This window comes from Alloscardovia sp. HMSC034E08 (assembly GCF_001813415.1).
Lineage (GTDB): Bacteria > Actinomycetota > Actinomycetes > Actinomycetales > Bifidobacteriaceae > Alloscardovia > Alloscardovia omnicolens.
Genome location: NZ_KV812468.1, coordinates 534,214 through 561,064 on the forward strand (window position 1 = coordinate 534,214; position 26,851 = coordinate 561,064).

Consider the following 26,851-nt stretch of genomic DNA (forward strand, 5'->3'; position numbering starts at 1 on the left):
GCTCTTGCAACAACGAACAGCAACGAAATGCAACGAACATCAACGAACGGTTCTACACACACGAATGGATTCACATCCAGCTAGACAATGGAGAGAAACCCATAGGAGGAGATTCTCATGATTGAAACAGCTCAAGCTTTTGGTATTGATATTGGCGGTTCGGGAATCAAAGGTGCTCCCGTTGATCTGATTCATGGTAAGTTCGCCGATGAACGCTTGCGTATTCCAACTCCAGAACATTCCACTCCTGAGGCTGTGGCAGAAGTTGTGAAGCAGATTTTATATCATTTTGATGTGCACGATGGAACACCGATTGGTATTGCTTTCCCAGCTCCAGTAAAACTAGGTAAGCCTCTTGATTTTATGGCTAATTTGGATCAGTCATGGGTGGGCGTGGATTTGAATGCTTTCATGTCTGAACATACGGGACGCACAGTTCATGTGGTTAATGATGCTGATGCTGCCGGTTTAGCTGAAGCGCAGTTTGGTGCAGCGAAGAACTCTGAGGGTCTTGTTATTGCAACAACGTTAGGAACAGGTATTGGTACGGCTTTGATTATTAATGGTGTGCTCGTGCCAAATACTGAATTAGGTCATCTCGAATTAGATGGCGGAGATGCAGAAAAATATGCCGCCGATTCTGTTCGCTCTGCTAAAGAATTGACATGGAAAAAGTGGGGTAAGCGTTTAACGAAGTACTATCGTTTGCTTGAGAAGTATTTTAGCCCTGACGTCTTTGTTGTTGGCGGAGGAGTTTCTAAGAAACATGAGAAGTTCTTCGAATATATCGATATAGAAACACCGATTGTCCCAGCTGCTTTGCTCAACGATGCAGGTATTGTGGGTGCAGCATATTTTGCATCGACCAAGCAATAGAGCGCACGCCCCACACCTCCACATCGCAACACCTCCACACCGCAACCGACAAATTCAATCAACAAAGGACTTGCTTGTGCAGTTTTCACATCGCACGGGTGAGCAATCTCTTAATGCCCTGTCTTTACGCTCGCAGCAGCTCAAAGAACAGGGCATTAGTGTGCTCAACCTCAATGATTCCAACCCAACGCATTTTGGATTAAGCGTTCATGGTTCAGATTTTGTGTATACAGCAGATCCGCATGGTGATAAATCCGCGCGTGACGCTCTTATCAGTTATCTCGAACAGCGTTATAACCGCACGCTGAGCGCCGATAATCTCTATATTCTCAGTTCCACATCCCAAGCCTATGCGTGGCTTATGATGCTGCTGTGCGATCCGAGCGACCGCATACTTTTTCCTCAGCCGGGATACCCGCTGATTGAATCTATTTGCGCTCTCACCTCTGCACATGCCGTTTCTTACCGTCTGAGCTATGACGGTTCGTGGCTGATTGATTACGTGAGTATTGAGCAGGCTTTAGAGCGCTATAATCAGCCAGGAGCAGAGCATCCCATTAAAGCAATAGTGTTGATTAATCCGAATAATCCCACAGCTTCGTATGTAAAAGCTGAGGAGCGCGAACGTATTATTTCTCTGTGTCAGCGCTATGATGCGGCAATTATTGCAGATGAAGTCTTTTATGATTTTCCTCTTGATGCTTTCGACTCGCGATCGCGCTGGGCAGGAGAGAACTCTGTTTTAACTTTTGCTTTAGATGGTTTCTCGAAAATGTTAGCTGCTGCGGATGTGAAGATCGGATGGATTTACGCCAGCGGGCCGCATGAGATGCTCGAAGAAGCAGTGCGTCGTTTGGATTATATTGCCGATGATTTTCTTCCTATGTCTTCACTGATTACGGCGCAGATACCGGCGTTACTGACTGCCGCTGATAACCAAACGCAAAATATAGCTGTGCGGTGTCAAGGAAATTACGAATGGCTCAAGAACTATACGCGCAATACGTCTGCTACACGCGGATTAGTGAGTGTGTTGCGCGCTGAAGGTGGATGGAGCGCTTTGTTACGCTTACCGTCGAGCTTAGACGATGACCTTGTAGGAGAAAGATTACTCGACACTCTTCATGCTATGAGTGCTCCTGGATATTTCTTTGATTTTCACGCTAATGGCTATATGGCGATATCCTTATTGCCAGAAGCTAAAATTTTTAGCACAATAATGACGAAAACTATTGACGTAATTGAAAGCATGATTGACGAGATATGAGTGTGAAGAAGCTTCGCGATAGAGCCTTTTCTACAATCGATAAAATATCTGAACGAATTGATAAACCGCACTTAACTACTTTAGAAGTAGAAGTAGCTTTAGGTATTGCAGTTGTGGCAGTTGTATCTCTTTTTGTTAGCCATTACATGACTACATCTATGGCTACTGCAGTAGTTGTGTGCACGCAGATAGATAGAAAACAAGCACGTAAAGCCGGTTGGATCCGTCTTATTGGCACAATGTTTGGCGGTATTTTCGGTTTAGGAGTCGTTCTTCTGGACGATAAATTAGGCAATGATCCGTATGTATTCGTTGCTTTAGCTTTTACAGCGATTTTGATTATTGGCGCTCTATTTTACGCTTTTCAGTTGCCGTCCGCGTCTTGGAAAATTACGATGATTTCGCTCGCTTTAGTTATACTCGTGCAGTTTGGCGATGACCGTATTTTCTATGCTGTTTCTCGTCTGATTGGAACAGTTTTAGGCGTTATTCTCAGCGTGATTATTACTACAGTATGGGCGCATACCGAAATGGCTATTGAACGTTGGAAAGCAGAAAAAGAAGACGCTAAACAAGAATAGTCAGCGCATCAACCACGCTCGAATATACAGCAGGCGCATACTGGGTGAAAGATGCAAAACGGTTAGGAACCATAATACTGACCAGAAGTATAAGAATTTGGTACAGTGCAATAATACTGACGGTTGAATAGACAAGCTTTCCTCGCCAAGTATTGCGCACACTGGCAGCATAATCCATCACAGCCGAAAAAGCGGGAAGCGAAGCAAAAACGAAAGCCCAGCTAAAATCAACAAAATAACGCCATGCTATACCGCCGCTGCGCGTCACGAAAACGCACAGGAATAATCCAATCACCACTCCCAGCACACAGTAGAGCCATACGAAATTTTTGTGCAAACGTGAACGAACCTCTCGAAACATAAGACTGAACAAGCTGAGCAGTACTAACGGGGCAAAAATAAAGAAACCGCCAATAATACTTTCGTGATGAATCCATGTAGCAGTAGAAACAAATGGAGCTTCAATAAACGGAGGGTTAGCGCTGGCTTCAAGAGGACGGAATAGATAAATACTCACTCCTTGCAGCAGCGAAAGCGCAGGAACATGCAGATGACGCATATCTGCCACAGTAATCTGATACGCAGCACCAAAATCAGTAATAGAGCCAAAACGCCACCAGTTGTACCACAAAGCAGGAGCTAAACCAGCAAAAGCAGCCGCAATATTTACAGCAGTTGCGCCAAGAACTGTGCGCAATGGTTTCTTCCATACCAGCTCAAGGAAAACTGGAGCAACAAGAATAGCGATAAAAATAAATGTTGGACGGCACGATGTGCTCAAAGCAATGCAGAGAGAGCCGAGAATCATACGCCACATATTCGAGCGCGCGCTCGCATCAGGGCTAACTTTCATCCAGATAAAAACGCCTAAAGATGATATGCATAAACCACTGGCAAAAGCCATAATATAGAGGTTTGTTACAACAATCAGCGAAATAATATTTGTGCCAATAAAAACGGTTGTCATGGCAATAATGGCTGTTCCCACCGTAGTATGCGGAAAATAACGTTCAAGTAAGCGCACAACAATACCGCACAGAAGAAGAACTGTGAGCATAAGAAGAGGAATAACCACAGCCATAATGGACGGCCATCGCCCAGTAAGCAGATGGAATGGAATATAAATAAGAGCGCTTGGCAACATGCCGAAATAGGAATACCAGTGGTGATTGTAGAAGGCGTAATCCCAGTAAATTGAAGCGCCCTGAGCTAAAGCAGTATTGCGCAGCTGAGGATTATAAGGATTGCTTAAAGCATCGAAAATTGGATCAACAGGAATATTGAGCCATGCATGACCTTCAAGCAGACTTTGAGCCACCAAAATATAGTGATGATACGAATAAATATAATTGCCCCGATCCCACCACTGATCTGTGCCCACAAAAACACCAGCAATAGCAACCACAATAATACCGAGCACAATCAAAGGCACACCAAAACAAGCCCAAAAAGCCAAGCGTTGTGCGCGAGACTGAGAATTAAGCTTAATACTGTGCACACGTGAGCGAGGATGCATAGCCCACAAGAATCCAGCAATAAGAAGCAAAACGCACACGCGCAGGAGATTGATGCGCAATGGTTTGTGTGCATTGAGTGTTACGGAGGCTAAATTCACGCGTGTTGAGGAGCCTTCCACAAAGCGCACAGTTACTGCACCCTCGCGTGCAATCGCATCGCTGGTTTCTTCGTTTAAGAAAGCAAAAGTGGGGCGGTCGGCACGCAAGGTAATTTGCTGAGATCCGATGGTGACGCGGGTAAAGAAGTTTGAGGCGGGGGCTTGTGGGGTGGTGGTGTCTGCCGAGGTATTCGGCGCGGAGGCGTCGTTTTGCGTTGAGGAAGTTGCTTCCGAGGTCTTCGTCTCGGAAACGGGAGCAAATTCTAAGGTGCGAATGCGGGTATTCGCTCGCACAGGTATAGAAAGAGAAGAATCGACATCCTTAACGAGCACGCGCGGCTGACCGCTGTGGGAAGAAATCTGAAGGTTATGCGCGGAAAATGAGCAGGACGAGGTGAACGTGCAGGTCTGCTGTTGTGCCGATGAAGGCGAGAGCCAACTTCCTAGATTAAAAAGTGTTAGTTCGAGGCTGAAAATAATCAGAAGAGCTAAAATGGAAAAACGTATGCCTGCGCTACGCATACAACGTTCCCAGACCGATGTTTTATTGCCCTTGTGTGGTTCGCTGTGCTCATTGCCAGCTAAGTTAGAATCCAAGAATGAAGCCCACGCCATGCAGGTTATTCTATAAGCATGAGTGCACAAACGATGTCATATAGGTTTGGGAGAATGTGACCATGCCAATCAAACAAACTACGCAACTATCACAGGTGACTGATATCTTTCCCTGGGCACGCAATGAGTACGCTTTAGGGATTTTTGTAGCGCGTAAAGTAGTGAAAACAGTTACGATTGGCACGCATGATTTTCAGGTGGGATGGGTGCGCGATCCTGCACTTATGGATACTTCTCGTGTTGCTGTGGGCGTTTTTACGGCAAAAAATCATTTTGTTCCTGTAGCTCTCGCAGATGCTCATGCTCGTTTGTATGAAACTAATTTTTTGGACGCAGATATTACTCAACTTGATGCGTGCGTTATGTTAGCCGAAGAAGGCAAGGGAGGCGTTCATCAGTATCGTTTTATGCGTACCGATCCTACCCCTTCTACTGCGGGAACGATTGCTGTAGATCATGGGGCAGTGGTTGCTCGTGGAGAAGATGGGCGGTTGAGATGGCTGTCATCGTGGCTGAGAGCAACGAAAAAAGGTAAAGATTCCTATACTTTTGAGCAGGTGCGTTCTGCTTCGGTATCTGGCCAAGACACAGCTGATTTAGACTATAATGCGGCGATGTGCATAGCCTATTGTGTGATTTATGCGCAACCGACCTTAGCAACGGAAGCAGTGCACGTAACCGGTTTTGGTACGTCGAATATTTACCGTCGTATTCGCCAACAAGCGCCTTTGAGTGCAATTCGTACCAGCGTGCGTGATATTGAGCAGGCTCGTGCAGCAGGCTTGAAGATTTCTGGATTGGAAGATTATTTCCTTCATACTATGCGTGAGTCGGGTGCTTTAGACCGCATCTCCCAGTTGGAGGCTACGCATGGTCAAGAAAATTTGGAGTTAATGACTAATCCGAAATCGCATTTGTATTATTTGCATTCTCGCAATGGTGTGGATTTTGAGTCGGCATTAAAAACTTTGCGTATTGAGTCGAATCTGAACCGTTTTAGCGCGGTCAGTAGTGTGATTGAAAACAATTACCATTATGACTTTACCCCGACCGAAGATGAGATTAGCTTAGCGTATGCTGCACAATTAAGCACAGATTTACTCGAGAATCCGGCTTTCGATGCGCTTAGTACATTATCCACTCATGGGGTGGATGATGCGTTGGCGCAACCAGCTTTGCGCTATGCGAATACAGGTCCGGATGCAACGCAGGAAACCTCGTTTTCCTCGAGCTGGTTAGGGCAGTTCTATGCGCAGGCTAGGCGGGATAGGGAAAACTCTCAGACTGAGGGCATGCGGCTTAGCTTGAACAATATTGAACAGGTCAATGCTGTGTACCCGATGGTGCAGGTGGCGCGCGAAACCGCCTACCATATTGCCGCCTCGCATGAACGTTATGCGCAGAATCCGCAATTGGAGCAACAGCATGGCATGCATACCAGCCAGTGGGTGTATAGGCGGGCATTGTCGAAGCTGATTGCGCATTTGCGATTGCCGCTGCGGAGCGATATTGATTTCCGTGCGGATGTGCAGTCCTCTGGAGCAACAGTTATTGATTTTACGAGCACAGCATCAACAGTTATGCCTACTCGTCGTTTTGACGCGCACACTTTGCAATGGGTAGATGTGAACGAAGTAGAACGTCAACAAATGAGCTCACGTTATAACCTCCGTGTGGGTATTATTTTGGCGGCTTTAGCGTTCGGTGCTAGCGATAATATTTCCCGTGTTGCCGTGCGCATCGATAACTTGGCTGGCGCTCAAGATATTGAAGATCGCGATCCTACTATGTACGCCTTACTTATGCGTGCTCTCGACAGTATGGGTATGGATAATCCGCATCATGCGCATTCTCATGCTCATGGTTCTAAAAGCGAGCAATCTGGTTCAGCTGAGTCAAACAGTAACTATAACGATGCTTTTATGGATATCATGCAGTCTGCGAACTTCTCTGCGGACCAGTTACAAGCTTTCGAAGCTGCAGATAATCAGCCAAGCGATGACGAAATTCGCGCGTTATTTGAAGAAGTAACCCGCAGCGAGAACGATAACGAGGATGAAACGAGCGAACCGCGCGTCAGTGTCATGTCTGCACCAGGCACAGACCCGTTAGAACTTATTCGCCGCACAGCTTTAACGAATACTGTAGCAGCCGTTGTTTTTGAGCGTGACCGTTTTATGCGCTTACTGCACGAACAAGGTTTATCTCAGCCGTACAAGTTCTATGCGGCGTTTGAACTCAGCCGCATAGATGTGGACGATCACGGTATTTTACAGCCTATTGGAACAGCTTTAGATTTACGAGATGCTTTGTTCACTCCTCAGGGTGCTCAAGATGAGCCAGAAGTATCGCGCGCTGTTATTGAACCAGAAGTTCAAGAAATCTTAGCTGCAAGCGTTGCTTATGATTTGTCTATTCAACGTTCGGATGTTCTTGAACGCGCTCAAGAAGATATTGCTGCTTTTGCCGCAGCGCAGCAGTGGAGCGTACCGCAACGCGCTCAAAAGATTTCCGAATATATTGACGATATTAATGATCCGGAACTCAATGAGCATAAGGAATCTTATGTGCGCAGTGTGATTGATGGCTTACCTATAGATCGTACGCGTTTTACCTTATCTCAGGATTTAGATGCTGTGCGCACATCCTCGCGTGAAACTTTCATGTCGGGAAATCCGCCAGAAGCCTTAAATATGATGGAAACACGTTTAAGTGAGCTTGATAACGCTTTTAAAAGCTCAAATCGTGTTCCAGTGTATTTCAATTCCTATGCGGAACGAGTGGTATACAATCATCTTTTCGCATCACCAGATAAGAAACTTGTTTTAATACCAGATAATCTTTTCCAAGCACATATGGAAATGGTGGAAGTGTATTCGCATATAGGACGTCCTGAAGTGGCTCTGCGCCATTTGAATATCGCAGTATCATATGCGCCGGCATATCCGCTTCCTCATTTACGTTTAGCAATTGCTTTATCGGAAAATAATGATTGGAAATCTTCTTTTGCGGCCGCAAGCAACGCCCTGCATGTGGCACTCGATAAGGATGATGCTGCATACGCCTACTATCGCATGGCTTACGCGGCATGGATGCAAGATGATTTTGAGATAGCTGCTGCCTGTTACGTGATGAGCATTCGTATTAGCGAAAGCACGGTACCGCATGCACGTGCAGAGCTTGAAGAATTGATTGATCGCGCTCGCTCGCAGGATATTTCTTTGCCCTTGACCTTCGATGAGTGCACAGATGCTTTGGCATATTTTGATATTGATATCTGGCCTTTTACTGAGGCAGCTATGTTAATGGCTCCAAGCGCTATTGCCGCTGTGGATAGTAATTTATTTGTTGCTGGTCGCACCTTGAGTGCCGCAGCTGCTCGCATAGCTTCTGCTACTCTTTCCTTAGATGACGATAATCCAGAACTTGAAGATGTTATTGATATTCAATTCTTGAGGTCTCTCAATGCCTAATATTCAAGATGCTTTTGATTTTGATGATGAGAATGTGATTGCCAGCAGCTTGTCCGAACAAGGCGATAAACCGTGGTGGCAATCCTTGGAATATACGGATTCTAGCGCTCTGAGTCTCAATGCTGCCGATGTTACTGAGCTGAGCATGGATGATGCTGCCCGCGTGTGGGCGCGTGTGGCTGCATGGGTAGAATCTGACCAAATTGCCTACTATGTGAAGGATGCTCCGGTAGCCTCCGATGCTGCATATGATGCTCGCATGGAGTTTCTTAAGCGCTTGGAAGCTCAATTTCCAAGCTTAGATAATGAGCAAAGTCCTACACATCGTGTGGGAGGTAATTTCTCACAAGATTTCGCTTCTGCACGTCATCCTTCCCAGATGTTTAGTCTTGATGACGTCTTTTCTCTCGGAGAATTGGAAAGCTGGTATGAGGGTGTTCATCGTCAATTAGCTGATGCTGGTGCTTCTCATTTTACTATGACGAGCGAAGTGAAGATTGATGGTTTAGCATTGAATCTTATTTATCGCAATGGTGTGCTCGACCAAGGTTTAACTCGAAGCGATGGCGTAACCGGTGAAGATATTACGGCTAATGTGCGTACCATTGCCAATATTCCAGTAACCTTGGCAGGCGATGCCAATGATATTCCTGAGCTGGTGGAAATTCGCGGCGAAGTTTTTATGCGCTTCGATGATTTCGAAGAGCTCAACCGTGCTAATGAGCGTGAAGGGCGAGCACTTTTTGCTAATCCTCGCAATGCCGCAGCAGGATCCGTGCGGCAAAAAGATCCAGCTATAACTGCTCGTCGTAAACTGTCCTTCTATGCGCATGGTTTGGGTCGTGTGCAGTGGGGCGCACATTCCTCGCATGATTCTGATCTTGAACGTCTCAGCGATGCTTATACGTTGTATAAAACATGGCAGATTCCTGTGTCTCCCCATAATCGCATTGTGCATTCCTTTAATGAGATCGTGGAGATGATTGATTATTACGGTCAACATCGCTACGACATTGAACATGCCTTAGACGGTATTGTGGTTAAGGTGGACGAGCGCGCTCTCCAACGCCAGCTCGGTGAAACATCGAGAGCTCCGCGGTGGGCTGTGGCATACAAGTATCCACCAGAAGAAGTCAATACTCGTTTACGTGATATCACCGTCCAAGTGGGGCGTACTGGTCGAGTTACCCCAGTAGGTCAGCTAGAACCTGTGCTGGTAGCTGGTTCTACAATCTCGCGCGCCACCTTGCATAATCCTTTTGAAGTTAAGGCAAAAGGCGTAAAAATTGGTGACACTGTTGTGGTGCGTAAAGCCGGTGATGTTATTCCAGAAATTGTGGGACCAGTTTTATCTGCACGCGAAGGACGAAAAAACGAGCTTCGTGATTTTGTGATGCCAACGGTATGCCCAAGTTGCGGCACACCTATTGCTCCCGAAAAAGAGGGAGATAAGGATTTCCGTTGCCCTAATACTGAAAGCTGCCCAGCCCAGCTTACCGAACGTATTTCTATGTTCGGCAGCCGTAAAGCTTTCGATATTGATTCTTTAGGCGATAAAGTTGCCGAAGCATTGGGCAATCCTGAACTGAATCGTCCATCATCTGTTGATGTGTATGCTCCGAACCTCAAAAAAATTGAGGTGACAGACGGCGAAGACATACCTGTATACAAGCCAGTAGAGGGTCTGCAACTTCCCCCAGCACAAATACCGGCAGTACGTACTTTAGCTGATATGTTTAGCTTGGATGAGCGCTCTTTGCGAGATGTGCGTGTGTGGAAAGAAATACCACTCGAACGCTACACGAATTACACAAATCCTGATACAGGTCGCACAGTAAAGAAAAAATTGAGCACTACCGGATCGGGCTTGTGGAGGCAAGTTCCTATCTTTGCTAAGAGGGCTAAGAACGGTGAAATACCAGAGCTTACGAAGAATGCGCAGTCTATGCTTAGGCAGTTATCGCAAGCCAGCCAAGCGGATATGTGGCGTGTTCTAGTGGCGTTATCTATTCGTCATATTGGACCTGAATCTGCACGCAGTTTAGCAAACCGTTACCCATCTTTACCATCTTTTACTGGAGTGTCGAAAGAAGAACTGCTAGAAATTAATGGTGTAGGAGACGCTCTAGCGCAATCCGTCTATGACTGGATGAGTCATATTGCTGACTTAGACGATTGGCGTGGTCGCATTCTGCATGAATGGATGCAAGCCGGTGTAGGTATGCGCGTAGAGGAGAAGCCTCAGCTCGACGAGGGCGAACAAACCCTAGCAGGTTTAACACTTATTGTGTCGGGCAGTGTTGAAGGATATACGCGCGAAAGTATTCAAGAAGCGATTATTGCTCACGGTGGGCAAACCACATCATCGGTGAGTAAGAAAACCTCGTATCTGGTTACCGGAGATAAGCCTGGAGCGTCTAAAGTAACGAAGGCAGAAAAGTTGGGTGTGCCGATTATAGATTCTGCAACTTTCCTGCAGCTTATGGCAACTGGACAGATGGACGCATGACAGAAGAACGCATTGCTCGTGAGATTTATGCACGCTTAACGGGAGTAATTGATCCTGAACTGGGTAAATCAATTACTGACTTGGGAATGGTAACCGGCGTAGAAGTCGATCAGATGGAAGCTGGACATTTTACTGTTCACCTCCATATTGAGTTGACTGTTCCTCACTGTCCGCTCTCCGATGTTATCCGCGAGAAAATTGAGCAGGCAGTGGCAAGTTACCCTGATGCTCTGTTAACGCTTGACCTCGATGTTAGCTCGATGAGTGAGGAAAAACTCAATAATTTAGTAACTCAATTGAAGCAGGCTCGCCGCGAAAATCCTTTCCATAAGAAGGGCATTAAAACACGTATTTTTGCTGTTGCCTCAGGTAAGGGTGGGGTAGGAAAGTCGAGCGTAACGGCAAACTTAGCTGCCGCCTTTGCCGCCGCTGGATATGATACTGCGGTTATTGATGCTGATATTTATGGTTTTTCCATGCCTCGCTTAATGGGTGTCACAACACATCCTACGAATTTGAACGGCATGCTTATGCCTGTTGAGGCATGGGGAACAAAAGTCATGTCTATTGGCATGTTTGCTGGCTCTGATCGTGCGATTTTATGGCGCGGTCCTCGCTTACAACGTTCTTTAGAACAATTCCTCTCTGATGTGTGGTGGGGGGAGCCAGATGTTCTTCTTATTGATATGGCTCCAGGCACAGGAGATATGGCTATTTCCGTGGCTCAAGCCTTACCTAATGCTGAACTGATAGTGGTTACTACACCACAGCCTTCCGCTTCCGATATTGCTGTGCGCGCTGGCTTAGTAGCATTACAAGTACCGATGGATGTGGCAGGTGTTGTAGAAAACATGTCTTGGTACGAGCATAAGGGCGAAAAGCTACGTTTGTTCGGCGAAGGAGGAGGTGCGCGTGTAGCAGCTCAACTGAGCGAACAGTTAGAAAATAAGCTCGGACATCGTGTGCCTTTATTGGCTCAGCTTCCTTTAGAAACAGATATTCGTGAGGTGGGTGAATCAGGTCGTCCAGCTGTTTTGAATGCTGATGGTTCTTTAGCCTGCACGCCACTAGCTCACGCTTTTAGTTCTATGGTGAACAGTTTAATGGAGCGCGATTATGGTGATTAAGTTCCTGCCAAGATGGCGTTGGCTGCGCGGTAACAAAATTTCCCTCGATACAGTAGAACCTATAGGCTCGGATTTACGCGGTAAGAGATTGTTTGCTTTAGGCTCGTCAGTGACGTGGGGTTTTGCTTCTGGTGGGGTGGCTCTGCCTGAATTTTTGGCTCAACGTTTCGGATTGCAGGTTACCAAGGACGCTGTGAACGGAACATCTTTAGCTGGTGATGGGGCAGATACGTATGTGGCACGTTTGCGTGCACATACTGCGCTTACCGATGATGTGGATATTTTCTTACTTCAGTTATCGACGAATGATGCGCGCCTTGGCTACAGCACTGCAGAAAGTATTGCTGCGATAGAACAGATTATTAATTACGTGCATAATCAATGGCAAGCGCCCGTGATTATGTATACGAATGCATGGTTTAAGAGTGACGATTATGCTCAGCTTGTTACTGCTGTGCATGATGTACAGGTTAAGCGCGCGGATTTCGAGATTATTGATTTATTCAATAATGAAGCTTTTAGCTCACAGTCTCGCGCAACCTATATGGCAGATCCTATTCACCCTACACGTGCAGGATATATTCAATGGTGGGGTCCGCAGGTTGCTCAGGAATTATCAGTTCTTCTTCATAAACTCGTCAAGTTTTAAGAGAGTGCCAACAGAAACGAAATCGCTTATAGAATGATCTGCTCCGTCAATCGGCATGAGTTGAGCATGGGGGAAAGTTTTCTGCGCAGTTTCGCTATAACTGTACGGAACAACTGTATCCGCAGTGCCGTGAATAATAAGAACAGGTTCAGTATATGCGCGCTGTGCTGTAGGAATATCAAGAGTTAAGGCATCAGCAATATAGCGTTTACCCACAGTGTGGTCTTTGTAGGAGACCGTATCGGGTACCTGAGAAATATCTGTGTAGCCGAGCTCTTGCATACCTTGCTTGACGAGGTCGGTAACATGGAAAGCAGGAGCGAAAAGAACCATTGCAGCAATATCTTGGGTGCGCTCTGCTGCTACCAAAGTACTGATTAAAGCTCCATGACTAATTCCCGCAAGATAGATATGAGATGAGTCAACAGTTTTCTGAGACTTCCAATAATCTAGCACAGCATTCAAATCTGCTTTTTCGGTTAAAGCAGACATGTCGAGCATATCGGGGTCTCCGCTGCGCGTTGAATTACCACCACCATAAAAATCAAAAGAGTAGACCATATAGCCGCGCTGAGCTGCTAAAGTAGCAAATTTTGAGCTCACATCAGCATTGGAATTATATCCGTGTGACACAATAATCAACGGTAAACTAATATCTTTATAATTTCCTGGTGCCACAAGATAACCGTACAGATTGCGTCCATCGTGAGACACAGAAATATCTTCAGTCACAACATTTTTAGTATCGGCTTGCTTCAGTTCCTTGTTCTTCAGCTTGAGCGCTGCTGATTGCGGCTTAAAGAAATCTGGAACAAGCGAAGTAATAGCTGCATATCCGCCGCCAATAACGAGGGCAAGAGCCAGAAGAAGAATAAGTGCTGTACGGATTTTCTTAGACATATCTTTACTATAGCAATGTGCCTCATCATTGTTTTCACAATGATGAGGCACGCAGATGCGCAGTGAACTTTTAGATATGGAAGTAGAGCTGATACTCCAAAGGAGTTGGCTGCAAACGAGCAGCGTCAATCTCTTGCTTCTTCAAATCAATCCATGTTTCAATCAAATCTTCTGTAAATACGTTACCTGCAGTTAAGAAGTCATGATCTTCTTCCAGCGCCTTCAAAGCGTCATCGAGAGAAGCTGGAACAGTCTTAATGCCCACCATCTCTTCTGGTGGCAGCTCGTACAGATCCTTGTCTACTGGCGCTGGTGGCTCAATGCGGTTTAAGATACCATCCAAACCTGCCATGAGCTGAGCAGAGAAGGCCAAGAATGGGTTAGAGCTTGGATCTGGAGCACGGAACTCAATGCGCTTAGCAGCAGGAGACTTACCTGCCAAAGGAATACGAATTGCAGCAGAACGGTTACGTGCAGAATACACGAGGTTTACTGGAGCTTCGTAGCCTGGAACCAAACGCTTGTAAGAGTTGAGGGATGGGTTGGTGAAGGCGAGTACAGCATCAGCATGCTTAATAAGACCGCCAATATACCAGCGAGCAATGTCAGACAGACCGCCGTAACCGTTCTCATCGTAGAACAGTGGCTTGCCGTCCTTCCACAGCGACTGATGGCAGTGCATACCAGTACCGTTATCGCCAGCAATTGGCTTAGGCATGAAAGTAGCAGCCTTACCCATCTGAGCTGCAGTGTTGTGCACAACATACTTGAACTTCATTAAGTCGTCGCCAGCGTGCATCAAGGTGTTGTAACGGTAGTTGATCTCCTGCTGACCTGCGCCACCAACTTCGTGGTGGGAACGTTCAAGAACTAAACCAACTTCCTGGAGGTTGTGCACCATTTCATCGCGAAGATCTGCGCTCTGATCCAGGGGTGGAACAGGGAAGTAGCCACGCTTAGCCTGGTTCTTAAAACCAATGTTTGGAGTGCCGTCCAAGTTGGTCTGAGCTCCGGAGTTCCAACCAGCTTCATCGGAATCGACCTCATAGAAGGAGGTGCGCATAGAGTTTTCGAAACGAACCTTATCGAATACGAAGAACTCAGCTTCAGGAGCGAAAGAAGCAGTATCTGCAATACCGGTGGACTTCAAATATGCTTCCGCCTTAGCAGCAACCTGACGAGGATCTCGAGAATAAGCCTCACCCGTAATTGGGTCAACAATAGAGAAGGCTACATTCAAAGTCTTGTGCTTACGGAAAGGATCGATATAGGCAGTGGATACATCAGGAATCAAGTTCATGTCCGACTCGTTAATTGCCTGGAAACCCTGCACTGAGGAACCATCGAATGGCATGCCATCAGTAAATGCACTGTCGAGGAACTCGCTTGCTGGTACATTAAAGTGCTGCTGAACGCCAATCAAATCAGTGAATCGAACAGATACATATTCAATGCCCTCAGAATTGATGAGAGCTTCTACATCTTCCTTTGTAGAAAGAGTCATGAGACTAACCTTCGTTTGTTGGGATCACGTACATTCCCCATTCTAAGAGACAGGGCAGTCTGAAAACGTCTTTTCAGGTTACAAGTTTGTTACGGTTAGTTACGCGGTGAGGCCTGAAGGCGGTTAGCTATGTAGCATCGTGACGGTACATAGGTTAGCGACTTTACGGAGATGTGCTGTTTTTCCGTGGAATAAACTCCGTTGTAACGATACTTATGCCACGGAATCGGGGGTGTCTGCCGTACCTCCCAATCGTTACGTAACGTTTGAGCAGTACAGTCCCAAACGCACCTTCAAAGCACCCTGTTTCGCCTGTATCGCTCACTTTGTAAAAGCGCTTTGAGTGTTGCGGCAGTTTCCCGCACCGTGTGAACGTTCCCAAGAGCAGTAACGCTTAAACCGTGCGTAGTGTTTGGGAGAAACAGCCGCCGAACCCCCTTAAAATCAATGCTTGTAGAGTAGTACCACTCAAACGCTCGGAACGGATTGGGTAGTACAGACGTTAGTACCTCACCTCACCCAACGCATAAAAAATCGCAGAACCGACAACTCACTAAAAGAGGTAAATCGATTCTGCGATCTAAGAGATAGAGCTATACAGCGCTTTAGCGTCCGCGCATAGCACGGCGGCTTTGATGCTGCGCTGCGTAAGGATCAATACCAGCAGGAACGCCCATGCTTCCCATACGCTCAAGTGTATGCAAACGACCGTTTAAGTGATCGAGTTCCTCAGTAGTCAGTGGCTTCTTATAGCGCTTACGCATTGCTTTATTGAGTTTGGAAATAGGAGTTTGTCCCTCATCATTACCAGTGTTAATAACAATAATGCGGATTTCAGAACCTTTTGTTACGCGACGAATCTTAGCCTTTTCAGACTCAATAGCTTTAGCCACGCGCTTTGTTGGGCCTTCAGAAACGAGGTATACGCCATACAAGCTGGTTCCGCGCCAAATCATATCTTTTGTGCGAGGATCAACCCAAACTGGCTGTTCAGAGAAAGTAAAAATGCGCTTGCTCAAAGACTGCAAAACAGCACCAGCAGCACCTGGATTACCTTCAATCTTCTTATATCCCACAGTTTCGCTACGTCGAGACAGCACGAAAGTTGCAGCCAAGACACCCACCATAAAGGCGAGAATAACAGTCATAATCCATGTGAACCAGTGCAGTTTGAGGAAGAAAGCAATAACTATAATCGCTACGAATGGAATAGCAAACGCACCAATGAGCCACCACGTAACTTGAGGATCATCCGCGCGCGTAAAATCATAGAGCTGCTTCATCTGACGCAGAGTGCTATTACGCTTTGGCTTCTTCTTTTCTTCTGCCATAACCTATTTTAACCTTGCCTTATCTCGTCCAACAGTGGATAACGATCGTGTAATCTTCGATACATCATACTGTATCGAGTCGAAAACCCTAGTATAAGCTACCTTAACGCACGTTAAGAGGGCGTCCATCTGCTTTCAGTAAACTTTCTCCCAAACTTTCGCTTATAGTAGGATGAGCAAACAGAGCGCGCGCAGCCTGACTGAGAGGAATACGATTTTGTATTATTTCGCGTGCTGCTCCAGCAATTTCTGATGCTTGAGGTCCTGCCATATGCACACCAAGAACAACCCGTTCTGTTTTCTCACTATTAAGAGCTGAAACTATAACCGTTGTTCCATTTGAACCTAACATAGCGACGCGCGGATTAGATAATTGTGGCACAACAGTTTCTTCTACCTGTTCGAAACCAGCGTTTTGCGCTTGGCTTGGCGTGTAACCGATAGATACAGCGTCAATCATGCCATACACCACTTGAGGAATAGTCAAAGGATCAACTGGCTGAGTAGGAAGACCAGCAATACTTTCAGACACAACAAGAGCTTGTTCAAAAGCCTCGTGAGCAAGCATATAACCGTCCGTAATATCTCCTACAGCCCATACATTTTCAAGATTTGTGCGACCATATTCATCAGTAATCACGCGGTTTGTAGATGTGAGAGCTATGCCTGCTTGCTTAAACCATGAAGCAGTTGTGCGAGGGGAGCGTCCAATAGCAGCCAAGACGAAATCAGCAGGAATAGTTTTTTCTGTAACCGTATCTTTTTTAGGATCAGCAATAGAGTAGGTCACCTCACCATCGCCTGCACTAGTAAGAGTGCTATGCGATTCAAAACGCACACCATCGCGTTTAAGCGTGCGCATAAGCGTTGAACTAACGTGCGAATCCCACCGTGATAGAGGCGTATCTTTACGAAGAAGAACTGTTACATGAGTTCCGAGAGCATTCCAAAATTGTGCAAACTCCAGAGCAATAGCACCAGCTCCCACAATAACAATATTGTTGAGAGGAATATCGAGGTCTAAGGCTTCATCGGATGATAATACAGGAACTTTCTTATCAGCAATAGCCTCAGATACAGCGGCAGAAGTTTCGTGAAAGAAGTCAAAACCTGGCAGCGGCGTGGCATATGATCCAGTTGCTAAAACAATATGGTGAGCGCTTAATTCGCGCGTGCTCTCGCCATCAGTAACGCTTACGTTATGTGCGCCGCTCAGCGAGCCTTCACCGTGAATAATATCGATAGACCGCGCTTTCATATGCTGGGTGAGACCTTTTACTACGCCTGCTACAGTTTTATCTTTCGCGGTTTTAAGCGCTGGCATATTAATACTGTTGACGCTAATATCCAATCCCCATGAGCCTGCGCGATGAACGTCATGAAGAGTATGAGCTGCGGTTAGATATGCTTTCGTAGGAATACAGCCGCGATTTAAGCATGTGCCACCCACAACATCGGTTTTTTCAATAACAGCAGTTGATAGTCCCAGCTCATTTGTGCGCAAAGCAGTGGCATAACCACCCGGACCAGAACCTATTATCAGAACGTCATAATCATAAGTCATACGCTCAAGTTTAGCGTGTAAAGGTTAGCAGATGTAGAGCACTTGCTAGGAGATGAACTGATAAATGTAGGGGGGGGAAATCTTTGACTTAGCGCCATATGTCGGTGTGTGATGTTCTTATTACGAGTAGACTATTTGTATTCAATCCCACTCCACAAGAGTAGCATTGGATTTCTTGAAACAATGATGTTCCGAGCACATTTCATAGTGAGGGTTATGATGATGAAAGTTTTATCCACACGTCATAGTGTTTTACCTGCGGTGCTCGCTTTACTTGGGTCATGGATATATCGTGCGCAGTATGTATCTACGTGGGTAATATGCCTGTTATTCAAGGACATGCGCAATACAAAGTGGGTATGAGATTTCTTCTTGTGACGCTGTACTTCTTAGGAATTATGCTATCTGCACTTTTTATGAACGTTGCGAAAAGTATAGCGCAAACCAGAAGAACGTATTTTATAGTTCTGCTGTGCATACATTTTATAGCTGTGTTACGTTTAGTGCTGATGGACGGGGGAACAAATATTCCTCTGCTTGAAATAGCAGTATTATTTGTGAGCGCTGTTCTTCTTGCGATTAGCGGAATAATACATATTATTCAGGCTATAAAAGCATGATTATATGATGATTATGAGAGCTATGGGTGCTCCTTGTTTGTGAAGCAAGGAGCACCCATGTATGTTATGTGTGTTTTATTTTCTGCCCTTATGCAAACTTGACCATACTGCTGGTAGCAAAATAATTGCTGGCACAAGACTTAATGTTGGAAGTATCTGCCACGTGTAATGCTGAGAGATAATCCACCCCAACCAGCTTCCTCCTGCAGCCGCAAGAGCAGAAGCTAAACGTGCCCAGCCGTTAAACTTAGTCAGAAGATCATGCTCAATCAAAAGCTGGCGAGATACTATAAGAGGGCGAGCTGTGCAGGAATATCCTAAATCCATCAAAGCCCATCCAATCAGAGCGCTCCAAAAAATCGGAATAATTAAGAATATTAACCCTATAATCATGCTGATAACCCCAGCACATCCAATGATTCTGAGGCTAAACTTTTTCGATGCTCTCAAATACATATATGAACTTGCAATCGTGGCAACACCCGTTACAGCATAAATAACTGTAGTAATATGCGAACCGAGCTTATCCGCATATCCCAGCGTTGTGTACCCTCCGTAGAGGGAAGGAATAAGGCTAAGAAAGAAAGTGCACGAGAGCAAAATAATGCGCATAGATTTGGTGGTATGACGCTGTGGTATGCCGTGCTGTGCGTCTGTTTCATTATCGTCGTTATCGTCATTAAGGGAAGCGCTGGTAGCTGATAGTATGCTACCTCGAGAAAGAAAACGAGTTAGCGTACAGGCGAAAGATAAAACAGAAGATATGATCAGAACGAGAGTAATAGAGATAGATGTGAGCGCCGAGCCCAGAACCGTTCCAAACAGTGTTCCACCCACAGACATAATAATGCCTACATAACCGCTATATTCAATAAGCATCTCTTCATTATCGCCAGAAATATCTACTTCAAAAATTTCGCTGGCTACGTCAATTATTTGTCCTGTAACGAGCAGTAAGCATCCTAGGGCGAGTAATGACCATTTCCATCCGAGCCAACTGTGGGGAAGAATAGCCACAATAAGGCAGAGAAGACCTTCGCAAAATTCAGCAGCAGACAGGGAAGCGAAACTGCCGAATTTATCTACAATCCATGCAGCAGCAGGAGACATAAAATCGCTTATTACACCGAATGTGCGGTTAAAAGCCAACGCCCACGCAGGAAGACCCACAATAATAATGGATGGAATAACAGAACCTTCGAAAATGGAATTACTTATTTCTGAGAATGTGAGACCAAGAAGAGCCCATCTGAGGGCAGTAGATAGTTTGAATAAATTTTTCATGAGTTATATTTTTTTACGCGCGAGATTGATGTTGGTAATGTTTTGTAGCGGTGGTTGGTGAAGGCGGCGGTTTTCTGATGACGGTTGATGTTGGTCGTGATGTTTCTGCGGGCGTTGCCGCGAGGGGAGCGATTTTGGTTTAAGCTAAGCAGTATTCCGCAGGCTCTTTATTTTATGGTGCTTGATTTCTTATGAGCATGATTTCCATCTTAGGTTTTTGAAAATAACGCTATGAAATCGTAGGGTCACTATGCGAAACTATGCAATTCCTGCTGATTGAGTGCGCTGATTGAGGGTATCTCAGGTTTGGCAGTTCTCAGAGTTATGACAAGCATATGGTTTTGTTGTTGAATCTGCTTGGATTGAAGTGTCTAAGGTTTTGTTTTCTATGTATAATCACTATTTCCCCATCAACTTCGATGAAATAAAACCTGAGACACTTCACAATCAACGAATAACACTCCACCAACAATTTTGTCGTATAACTAGGATTGTCTCGGTTTAGTTTAGTGATGAGAGTGCTGTATATTGGCGGTATGTACGCTTACATTGATGAATCTCATTCTGACTCTGGTAAAGCTATTGGTGGAGATATTTATTACATTGGTGCTTCGCTTGTTAATGATGAGCAGGCGCGTTTTATTGATCAGAAGCTTTCAGAGTTGGGGGATAGCGTTCATCAACGTTTTGGTGTTCCAGCTGATGTTGAATTTCATGGGTACTGTATGTTCCAATACAAGTATGGTTGGGAACGTATGAAGGATCTCCATTCTCAGTCTGCGGGAATTTATCGTGCTGCTATGCGTATTCTTGCTGAGTCTGATGCACAGATTGTTATCCGTTGGTGTGTCGGACAGTTGAGCGGTTCTTTTGATATGCTAAGAGGTCACTATCAGGTGACCTCTTGCTGGACAGCAAGTCATATCCGTGGGATATGACTTGTCGTGTATCAGTGTTGTATCAGATTTATCCACAAGAATGAGGATAACTTTTATTTTTCTCGGTGTGTTGGGCGTGTCGTATTGAAGGGGATTGGGTTTTGTTCCGTCGAAGCAGATCAGACTTGGCAAATATTTTCATCAAACGAATATTCGCTCCGTATTCAAAGTAGTCAATCCATCGTCACCATCCGTGTCATCGCAAAAGCTGAACCTATCGCGACCTGCGCACTTACACAAAAACCCTGACACACTCTTATTTCTCAGCAAGCGCTCAAAAGGTGGAGAGCGAGTCAGAAATATTAGTGCTGAGCTAAAACGCAAAAGTTAAGGGTGCATGTTGCTTAGCAAATTGCTAACAATACGCACCCTGAAAACTTATGTAAAAACTGAGAAAATCGTCAGTTTATTCAGGCCATACACCATGCTTCTTATGACGAGGCTTTGGCAAACGCCATGCGCGAATCTGCAGAGCACGACTCCATGCGTAATAACCAGAGCGCATACCCTTAGCAACAGCGCGCTCGCCAAACTTGACAATCAGCTTTTTCTTCAAACCGCGCCACATAATAAAGCTATCAATAATAATGGCGAACAAATATACATACATGAGCACCAAAATAATCAAAGACAGCTGTGGCATAAAGTAGGTTGCCGCAACAGAAATAAGGAGCAGAGCAACCACAACAATCATGAAATATTCGCCCAAATTGTAGCGGGCATCCACATAGTCGCGAATATATACGCGCCATGGAAGCTGCTCGCTCTTAGGCATTTTGCGCAAATCTCCCGAACGCATGGCCTCGTACTCAGTATTTTCACGCTCACGGCGACGAGCCTGAGCAGCTTTACGCTGAGCCTTACGGTCTTTTGGCGCAAGCGGAGTTAAACGAGCGTTTTCCGCATCGCGACGCTTTGGTGTTGGACGACCTTTGCCAGCAGTTTCACTAGAGGTATGCGTCTCAGCATTGGCAGCATTGTCTAGCTGATCGTCGCTATCAGTTTTGTTTTTTTGAGCGAAAGGATTCCATTTCATTCCTTTAGATTATGTAAAAGTATAGACCGCGTTTATGTGAAAGTATCGACCGCGTGCAATAAAGTCGTATGTACATGACCATATACGTTCATGCCTTGTGAGGAGTGAAGTGCTGTGCGGCGTACTCGCAGCGGATGTGTGCGTACTACATTATGTGCATACTACATATATGCGCGGCGTGCTTGGGACTGGCGCATGGCTGAGCTGCTACTTGGTTGCACTTGCTGCCGAACAGCACATGTTGCCAAACTGCGCAGCTGAGAAGATATGAAGGAAGATAATGGCTACTTTATCGCATGAAGAGATTCGAACACGAGTAGAGTCTGATTGGAATCGCATTGTTGATGTGCTCTCACGAAAAATTGCCCTAGGCGCAGTATCTGCTAAAGGCATTACGGCCGACCATATGAAGGCGTCGGCTGAGTTCGTGGCTGAAGAAATGCGTGCTGTGGGTGTAGATGCTCGCGTGGTGCAGTCTACAAATCCAGATGGAACACCAGGAGCGTGGGAAGTTATTGGCTCGCGTATTGTTGATGAGAATGCGCCAACCGTGTTGTTGTATGCGCATCACGATGTGCAGCCTGTTCCAGATGAGTCTGCATGGGAAACTCCTGCTTTTGAGGCCGCAGAAAAAGACGGTCGCCTTTACGGTCGCGGCGCAGCTGACGATGGCGGCGGCATTGCTATTCATTCGGGAGCTTTGCATGCTTTGGGCGATGATTTGGCTGTGAATATTCGCATCTTTATTGAGGGTGAAGAGGAAATGGGCTCGCCAAGCTTTATTCCTTTCATTGAGAAGCATAAAGCGGAATTCGAATCAGATGTGATTATTGTGGCCGACTCGGGTAACTGGTCAGATGAAATTCCAAGTTTGACCACGTCTTTGCGCGGTAATACTGAAGTAGATGTGACTGTTCGCGTGCTGGGTCATCCTGTGCATTCGGGTCAGTTCGGCGGTCCGATTCTCGATGCCAATACGGTAGCGGCTATGCTTATCGCCTCCATGTACGACAAGAATGGCGACTTGGTTATTCCGGGCATTGAGTCTCAAGAACCAGTGGGCGGTTTGCAGCGCGATATGGACGAAGTAACCGTTCGCCGCGATGCTGCTGTTGTGGATTCCTACCAGTTTGCGGGAACCGGCTCCTTAGCTGCACGCATGTGGACCAAGCCAAGCGTGAGTGTGATTGGTTTCGACGCTCACCCCGTAGAGGGTTCCTTTAACGTGATTGCCGACCATGCTCGTTTTAGGCTCTCCTTGCGTACCGCTCCAAGCCAGAAGCCAGCCGAAGCGCAGAAGGCTTTGGCACGATTCTTGGAAGAGCACGCTCCATTCGGTGCACAAGTAACTGTGGAGCTGGGAGAGAATGGTCAGGGTTGGGCTATGAACCCACAGGCTAAGGCTGTGGTTATTGCCGAAGAAGCTATGGCTACTGCTTTCGCAACTGAGCCAGTAAATAAGGGGGAGGGGGGTTCGATTCCATTCATTCCAGAATTGCAGCGCATCTTCCCACATGCCGAAGTATTAGTAACCGGTCCAGAAGATCCAAAGGCGAATGCGCATTCGCCAAATGAGTCGATTTCTTTGCCGGCTTTGAAGAAGAACGTGGTTACAGAAGCTTTGATTTTGCAAGGTTTGGCGCTCAGGTAAAGCTCAAGTTAAGCTCCAGCAACGGCAAGACGCGCCACGCATGGGACGAATATTCCACGAGGATATTCGTCCCATATTGCTATAGTAGCTAATCGACACGGGTGCTGTGCCTATGCATGAAGAGTGGGTACGGCTGAGATATGAATTCGTTCGCCGCAAAAAGAAAACACATACATAATGAGAGCGAATTCTGACCGATTGAACGTTTACTAGGTAATGCTAGCAACGGACGTCATCTTAACCCGTGCCTCACGCGCATCACGGGGATGTGCGTATGACGACAGATCATAGGAGGCACTTATGAATTCTTCTTCAACCGTATCTGAAAAGCCAAATCTTAAGTGGCGCGTTGTCGATATTACTGTAGCCAGCGTTATTGCTGTAGCATCTTCGCTTATTTACTGGCTGGCTGCTTTGGCTTATGGTCCAGTATCTGCTTTGGATTCCTTCATCCCTGGTTTGTGGGGTGTTATTAACGGTTTCTGGCTGTTCGCTGGTCCTTTGGCTCTGATTATCGTGCGCAAGCCAGGTGCTGCAATTTACGCAGAAGTTGTTGCTGGTGTTGTCGAAGCTTTGCTGGGTAACCAGTGGGGCGGTACGGCAACCTTCCTCGTTGCTTTAGCTCAGGGTGCGGCAGCTGAAATCGTCTTTACTGCAGTGTTCTACAAGGTATGGAATATTTGGATTACCACTATTTCTGGTGCAGTCTCCGGTGTTGTTTGCTGGGCATATTCCTTCTTTACTAACTTGCAGGCTATCGATTGGAACGGTACCTACGGTTTCGCTAACTTGGTTACCACGATTCTGTCCGGCGCTATCGTAGCTGGTGTGTTCACCTGGTGGCTTTACTTGGGTATTGCTGCAACGGGCGCTCTCGATCACTTCGAGTCCGGCCGAGATGTGCGCAACAAGCAGAAGGCTAACGCATAAGTGGCTTCTCGAGTAGACGTTAACCATTGGTCATATCGTTACCCGTTAAATGAGGGTTGGGCGGTTGATGATTTAAGCCTGAACGTGGCGGCTGGGGAGAAAGTTTTGCTCACTGGCCGCTCCGGATGGGGCAAAAGCACGCTGCTTCAAGGTATTACCGGTATTTTGGGTGATGCCGAAGATGGCGGCGAGATGCGCGGAACGATTACCATAGACGGCGTTCCTGCTCTTAAAGCGCGCGGCCGTGTGGGCATGATTATGCAAGACCCAGAAAGTCAAGTAATTTTTGCTCGCGTTATGGATAACGCCACTTTTGGTGCAGAAAATTTGGGCGTAGACCGATCAGAAATTATTCAACGTTGCGATAGCGCTTTAGCAACGGTTGACTTAGATCCTGCGCACGGTATCGAGCCAGCTCGTTTAGCGCAGCGCCTCTCAGGAGGGCAAACGCAACGTTTATCTGTGGCCAGTATTATGGCGATGCGTCCCGATGTGATTGTATGCGATGAGCCAACAGCTAATCTCGATCCTGATGGAATCGAGCGTGTGGTGTCGTCCATTCTGGATGCTGCTACACAAACTGGTGCCACCCTTATTGTGGTGGATCATAATATAGAGCAGTGGCTTCCTCATATGGATAGGCATGTTGCTCTGGGAGAGCCGATTGAATTAGAAGAATATGCAGGACAGTATGCTCCTGCTCAAGAAGAGGGTACGTCGGCTGCGTTAATAGCCGACAATTTATGTTTTGGCTATGAGGGTGAGCAGATTTCTTACCTGTTTAACCATACATTTAATAGCGGAACAATCACGGCTCTTACTGGCGTAAACGGAGCGGGTAAAACGACACTGTCGCTTACTTTAGCGGGTTTGCGGCCAGAGCTGAGCGGTGCGGTGCGCGTAAGCGATACCGTGCGTGGCGCTGCCGAAAGTGCTGAACCTTCGAAATGGAATACCAAAGAACTGGCTCAGCGCATTCAGTATGTTTTCCAAAACCCGGAGCATCAGTTCGTCACCAGTTCTGTGCGTGACGAAATGATGAGCGCTTTGCGCATCTCGCACAGCGAGGCGAGCGCGGACGAGCTGGCTCAGATGGCGAAGGAGCGTTTGGATTATTATGATTTGCTCGAGCAGGTCGATCATAATCCATATTCGCTTTCAGGCGGGCAGAAGCGCCGCTTAACCGTTGCGTGCGCGATTGAAGCAAAACCTCAGATTATAATTGTGGACGAACCAACATATGGTCAAGATCCTCAAACATGGTTAGCATTGGTGCGTATGTTCGCTCAGTTACGCGATAACGGAACCTGCATTATTACTGTGACGCATGACCGTGCGTTTATTGATGCGCTTGGTGCTGCAGAAGTAGTGATTGAAGCGAATCCTGATTCCTACGAGAATAAGCAGCTACGTAACGAAAGTCAGTCTGCTATAGTGGCAAGCCTTAACCCAGTAACGCGTTTATTTGCTGGACTTTTTGTTGGTCTTCCACTGATTTTCTCGCTGGATATTGTTTCGTCAAGCACTGCTCTTGTTCTATCTTTAATAGCCATTTTTGCTCTCGGTTTTACTCCTCGTACGGTATTAAAGTATACGTGGCCAATCCTTATTGGAGCTGCAGGAGCCTTTATTTCTGTGGCTATTTATAATAAGGATCATAACGTGATGTTGGCTGCCGCCACAGCAATCCGTGTGCTTGCTATGGGAGTTCCGGCTGTAACCCTAGTCATGCGCATGGATCCAACAGATTTAGCTGACGCTTTTGTGCAAAAGCTGAAAATGTCTGACCGTTTTGTGTATGCGGCGCTCGCAGGTTTCCGCTTACTTCCTTTACTGCAAGAGGATATGGAGTCCATACATCAAGCACGCCGTATTCGAGGAATACAATCGCAATCGAAGATTCAAAAATATAAGAATGATGCGTTGAATATTCTTATTTTGGCTATTCGACGCTCCACGATGCTCGCCATAGTTATGCAAGCACGCGCATTTGGAGCACCATATAAACGAACAAATGTGCGCATATCATGCATGCATATGCGCGATGTTATAGCTTTTGTTATCAGCATTCTTATTCCTGTGATAGGACTGATTGCTGCGTATTACACAGGAATGCTTAATCTTTTTGGCAAATTTGTGTAAGAAAGAAAACATAAGCACAAACTCATATATTCCTTCCTAAATTAACTGGCAATTGTGCTCTACCGTGTACTCATTACACAGCGGCGGTAGGGCGCAATTGTATCCGTTGAAGTTCGGTCGATATGTAGCGGAGCTTCGGACTTAGCGGGGTTTTAGGTTGCAGGTGTGTGACTAGCGGCTGTTTCTCACAACCAGGCTTCACACTGCGTTAAATTCGGAGAGCTATTGCTCTCACATAT

At 46.3% G+C, this 26,851-nt stretch carries 19 protein-coding genes; 12 read left to right on the forward strand and 7 right to left on the reverse strand.

Translation table 11 applies throughout. The annotated features are described in order from the left end of the window. Window positions 1–117 precede the first annotated feature (117 nt). From ppgK to HMPREF2909_RS03810, 3 genes are all read left to right on the forward strand, one after another. Window positions 118–876, forward strand: a complete 759-nt coding sequence (gene ppgK / locus HMPREF2909_RS03800; RefSeq protein ID WP_071415283.1) for a polyphosphate--glucose phosphotransferase — start codon at window positions 118–120, stop codon at window positions 874–876. Window positions 877–952: 76 nt separating this feature from the next. Continuing rightward, on the forward strand, window positions 953–2,143 hold the full coding sequence (locus HMPREF2909_RS03805) for a pyridoxal phosphate-dependent aminotransferase (protein WP_071415284.1): 1,191 nt from the start codon (window positions 953–955) through the stop codon (window positions 2,141–2,143). Further along, window positions 2,140–2,724 (forward strand): FUSC family protein, encoded by a 585-nt coding sequence (locus tag HMPREF2909_RS03810; protein WP_071415285.1) that lies wholly within the window; start codon window positions 2,140–2,142, stop codon window positions 2,722–2,724. The genes HMPREF2909_RS03805 and HMPREF2909_RS03810 overlap by 4 nt, the downstream gene beginning before the upstream one ends. Here HMPREF2909_RS03810 and HMPREF2909_RS03815 read toward each other — a convergent pair. Then, window positions 2,711–4,954 (reverse strand): hypothetical protein, encoded by a 2,244-nt coding sequence (locus HMPREF2909_RS03815; protein WP_071415286.1) that lies wholly within the window; start codon window positions 4,952–4,954, stop codon window positions 2,711–2,713. The two genes, HMPREF2909_RS03810 and HMPREF2909_RS03815, sit on opposite strands and share 14 nt — an antisense overlap. A gap of 95 nt (window positions 4,955–5,049) precedes the next feature. On the opposite strand from HMPREF2909_RS03815, the gene HMPREF2909_RS03820 reads away from it, so the two are divergent. From HMPREF2909_RS03820 to HMPREF2909_RS03835, 4 genes are read left to right on the forward strand one after another with little or no spacing between them, the layout of a single operon-like run. Then, complete coding sequence (locus HMPREF2909_RS03820) at window positions 5,050–8,427, forward strand: hypothetical protein (RefSeq protein WP_071415287.1); 3,378 nt, start codon at window positions 5,050–5,052, stop codon at window positions 8,425–8,427. Further along, the gene (gene ligA / locus HMPREF2909_RS03825; protein WP_071415288.1) at window positions 8,420–10,936 is read left to right on the forward strand and encodes an NAD-dependent DNA ligase LigA; all 2,517 of its coding nucleotides are present in this window, start codon (window positions 8,420–8,422) and stop codon (window positions 10,934–10,936) included. The genes HMPREF2909_RS03820 and ligA overlap by 8 nt, the downstream gene beginning before the upstream one ends. Continuing rightward, window positions 10,933–12,063, forward strand: coding sequence for a P-loop NTPase (locus tag HMPREF2909_RS03830; protein ID WP_071415289.1), 1,131 nt, complete (start codon window positions 10,933–10,935; stop codon window positions 12,061–12,063). Before ligA ends, HMPREF2909_RS03830 begins: the two co-directional genes overlap by 4 nt. After that, window positions 12,053–12,712 carry an SGNH/GDSL hydrolase family protein gene (locus tag HMPREF2909_RS03835; protein WP_071415290.1) on the forward strand — a complete coding sequence of 220 codons (660 nt, stop codon included), beginning with the start codon at window positions 12,053–12,055 and terminating at the stop codon, window positions 12,710–12,712. The genes HMPREF2909_RS03830 and HMPREF2909_RS03835 overlap by 11 nt, the downstream gene beginning before the upstream one ends. On the opposite strand, the gene HMPREF2909_RS03840 is transcribed toward HMPREF2909_RS03835, so the two are convergent. The 4 genes from HMPREF2909_RS03840 to HMPREF2909_RS03855 form a co-directional block, all read right to left on the reverse strand. After that, on the reverse strand, window positions 12,680–13,612 hold the full coding sequence (locus HMPREF2909_RS03840; protein WP_071415291.1) for an alpha/beta hydrolase family protein: 933 nt from the start codon (window positions 13,610–13,612) through the stop codon (window positions 12,680–12,682). The two genes, HMPREF2909_RS03835 and HMPREF2909_RS03840, sit on opposite strands and share 33 nt — an antisense overlap. Window positions 13,613–13,682: 70 nt before the next feature. Beyond that, window positions 13,683–15,116 carry a type I glutamate--ammonia ligase gene (gene glnA / locus HMPREF2909_RS03845; RefSeq protein WP_021618001.1) on the reverse strand — a complete coding sequence of 478 codons (1,434 nt, stop codon included), beginning with the start codon at window positions 15,114–15,116 and terminating at the stop codon, window positions 13,683–13,685. 605 nt (window positions 15,117–15,721) lie between these two features. After that, window positions 15,722–16,447 (reverse strand): DUF4191 domain-containing protein, encoded by a 726-nt coding sequence (locus HMPREF2909_RS03850; protein ID WP_071415292.1) that lies wholly within the window; start codon window positions 16,445–16,447, stop codon window positions 15,722–15,724. Window positions 16,448–16,550: 103 nt separating this feature from the next. Further along, window positions 16,551–18,011, reverse strand: coding sequence for a dihydrolipoyl dehydrogenase family protein (locus tag HMPREF2909_RS03855; protein ID WP_071415293.1), 1,461 nt, complete (start codon window positions 18,009–18,011; stop codon window positions 16,551–16,553). Between the two features lie 320 nt (window positions 18,012–18,331). On the opposite strand from HMPREF2909_RS03855, the gene HMPREF2909_RS03860 reads away from it, so the two are divergent. After that, complete coding sequence (locus tag HMPREF2909_RS03860) at window positions 18,332–18,631, forward strand: hypothetical protein (RefSeq protein ID WP_071415294.1); 300 nt, start codon at window positions 18,332–18,334, stop codon at window positions 18,629–18,631. Window positions 18,632–18,706: 75 nt separating this feature from the next. On the opposite strand, the gene HMPREF2909_RS03865 is transcribed toward HMPREF2909_RS03860, so the two are convergent. Further along, window positions 18,707–19,915: an MFS transporter gene (locus HMPREF2909_RS03865; protein WP_071415295.1), complete on the reverse strand. Its 1,209-nt coding sequence runs from the start codon at window positions 19,913–19,915 to the stop codon at window positions 18,707–18,709. A gap of 536 nt (window positions 19,916–20,451) precedes the next feature. Between HMPREF2909_RS03865 and HMPREF2909_RS03870 the strand changes: the two genes are divergently transcribed. Next, window positions 20,452–20,853 (forward strand): hypothetical protein, encoded by a 402-nt coding sequence (locus HMPREF2909_RS03870; RefSeq protein ID WP_148130794.1) that lies wholly within the window; start codon window positions 20,452–20,454, stop codon window positions 20,851–20,853. A gap of 406 nt (window positions 20,854–21,259) precedes the next feature. On the opposite strand, the gene HMPREF2909_RS03875 is transcribed toward HMPREF2909_RS03870, so the two are convergent. Continuing rightward, on the reverse strand, window positions 21,260–21,889 hold the full coding sequence (locus HMPREF2909_RS03875) for a DUF3043 domain-containing protein (protein ID WP_071415297.1): 630 nt from the start codon (window positions 21,887–21,889) through the stop codon (window positions 21,260–21,262). A gap of 280 nt (window positions 21,890–22,169) precedes the next feature. On the opposite strand from HMPREF2909_RS03875, the gene HMPREF2909_RS03880 reads away from it, so the two are divergent. The 3 genes from HMPREF2909_RS03880 to HMPREF2909_RS03890 all read left to right on the forward strand — a co-directional run bounded on the left by HMPREF2909_RS03880 (window position 22,170) and on the right by HMPREF2909_RS03890 (window position 26,612). Beyond that, window positions 22,170–23,540: a dipeptidase gene (locus HMPREF2909_RS03880; protein WP_071415298.1), complete on the forward strand. Its 1,371-nt coding sequence runs from the start codon at window positions 22,170–22,172 to the stop codon at window positions 23,538–23,540. 300 nt (window positions 23,541–23,840) lie between these two features. Beyond that, on the forward strand, window positions 23,841–24,470 hold the full coding sequence (locus HMPREF2909_RS03885) for an ECF transporter S component (protein WP_071415299.1): 630 nt from the start codon (window positions 23,841–23,843) through the stop codon (window positions 24,468–24,470). After that, on the forward strand, window positions 24,471–26,612 hold the full coding sequence (locus HMPREF2909_RS03890) for an ATP-binding cassette domain-containing protein (protein ID WP_071415300.1): 2,142 nt from the start codon (window positions 24,471–24,473) through the stop codon (window positions 26,610–26,612). The last annotated feature ends 239 nt before the right edge of the window (window positions 26,613–26,851 follow it).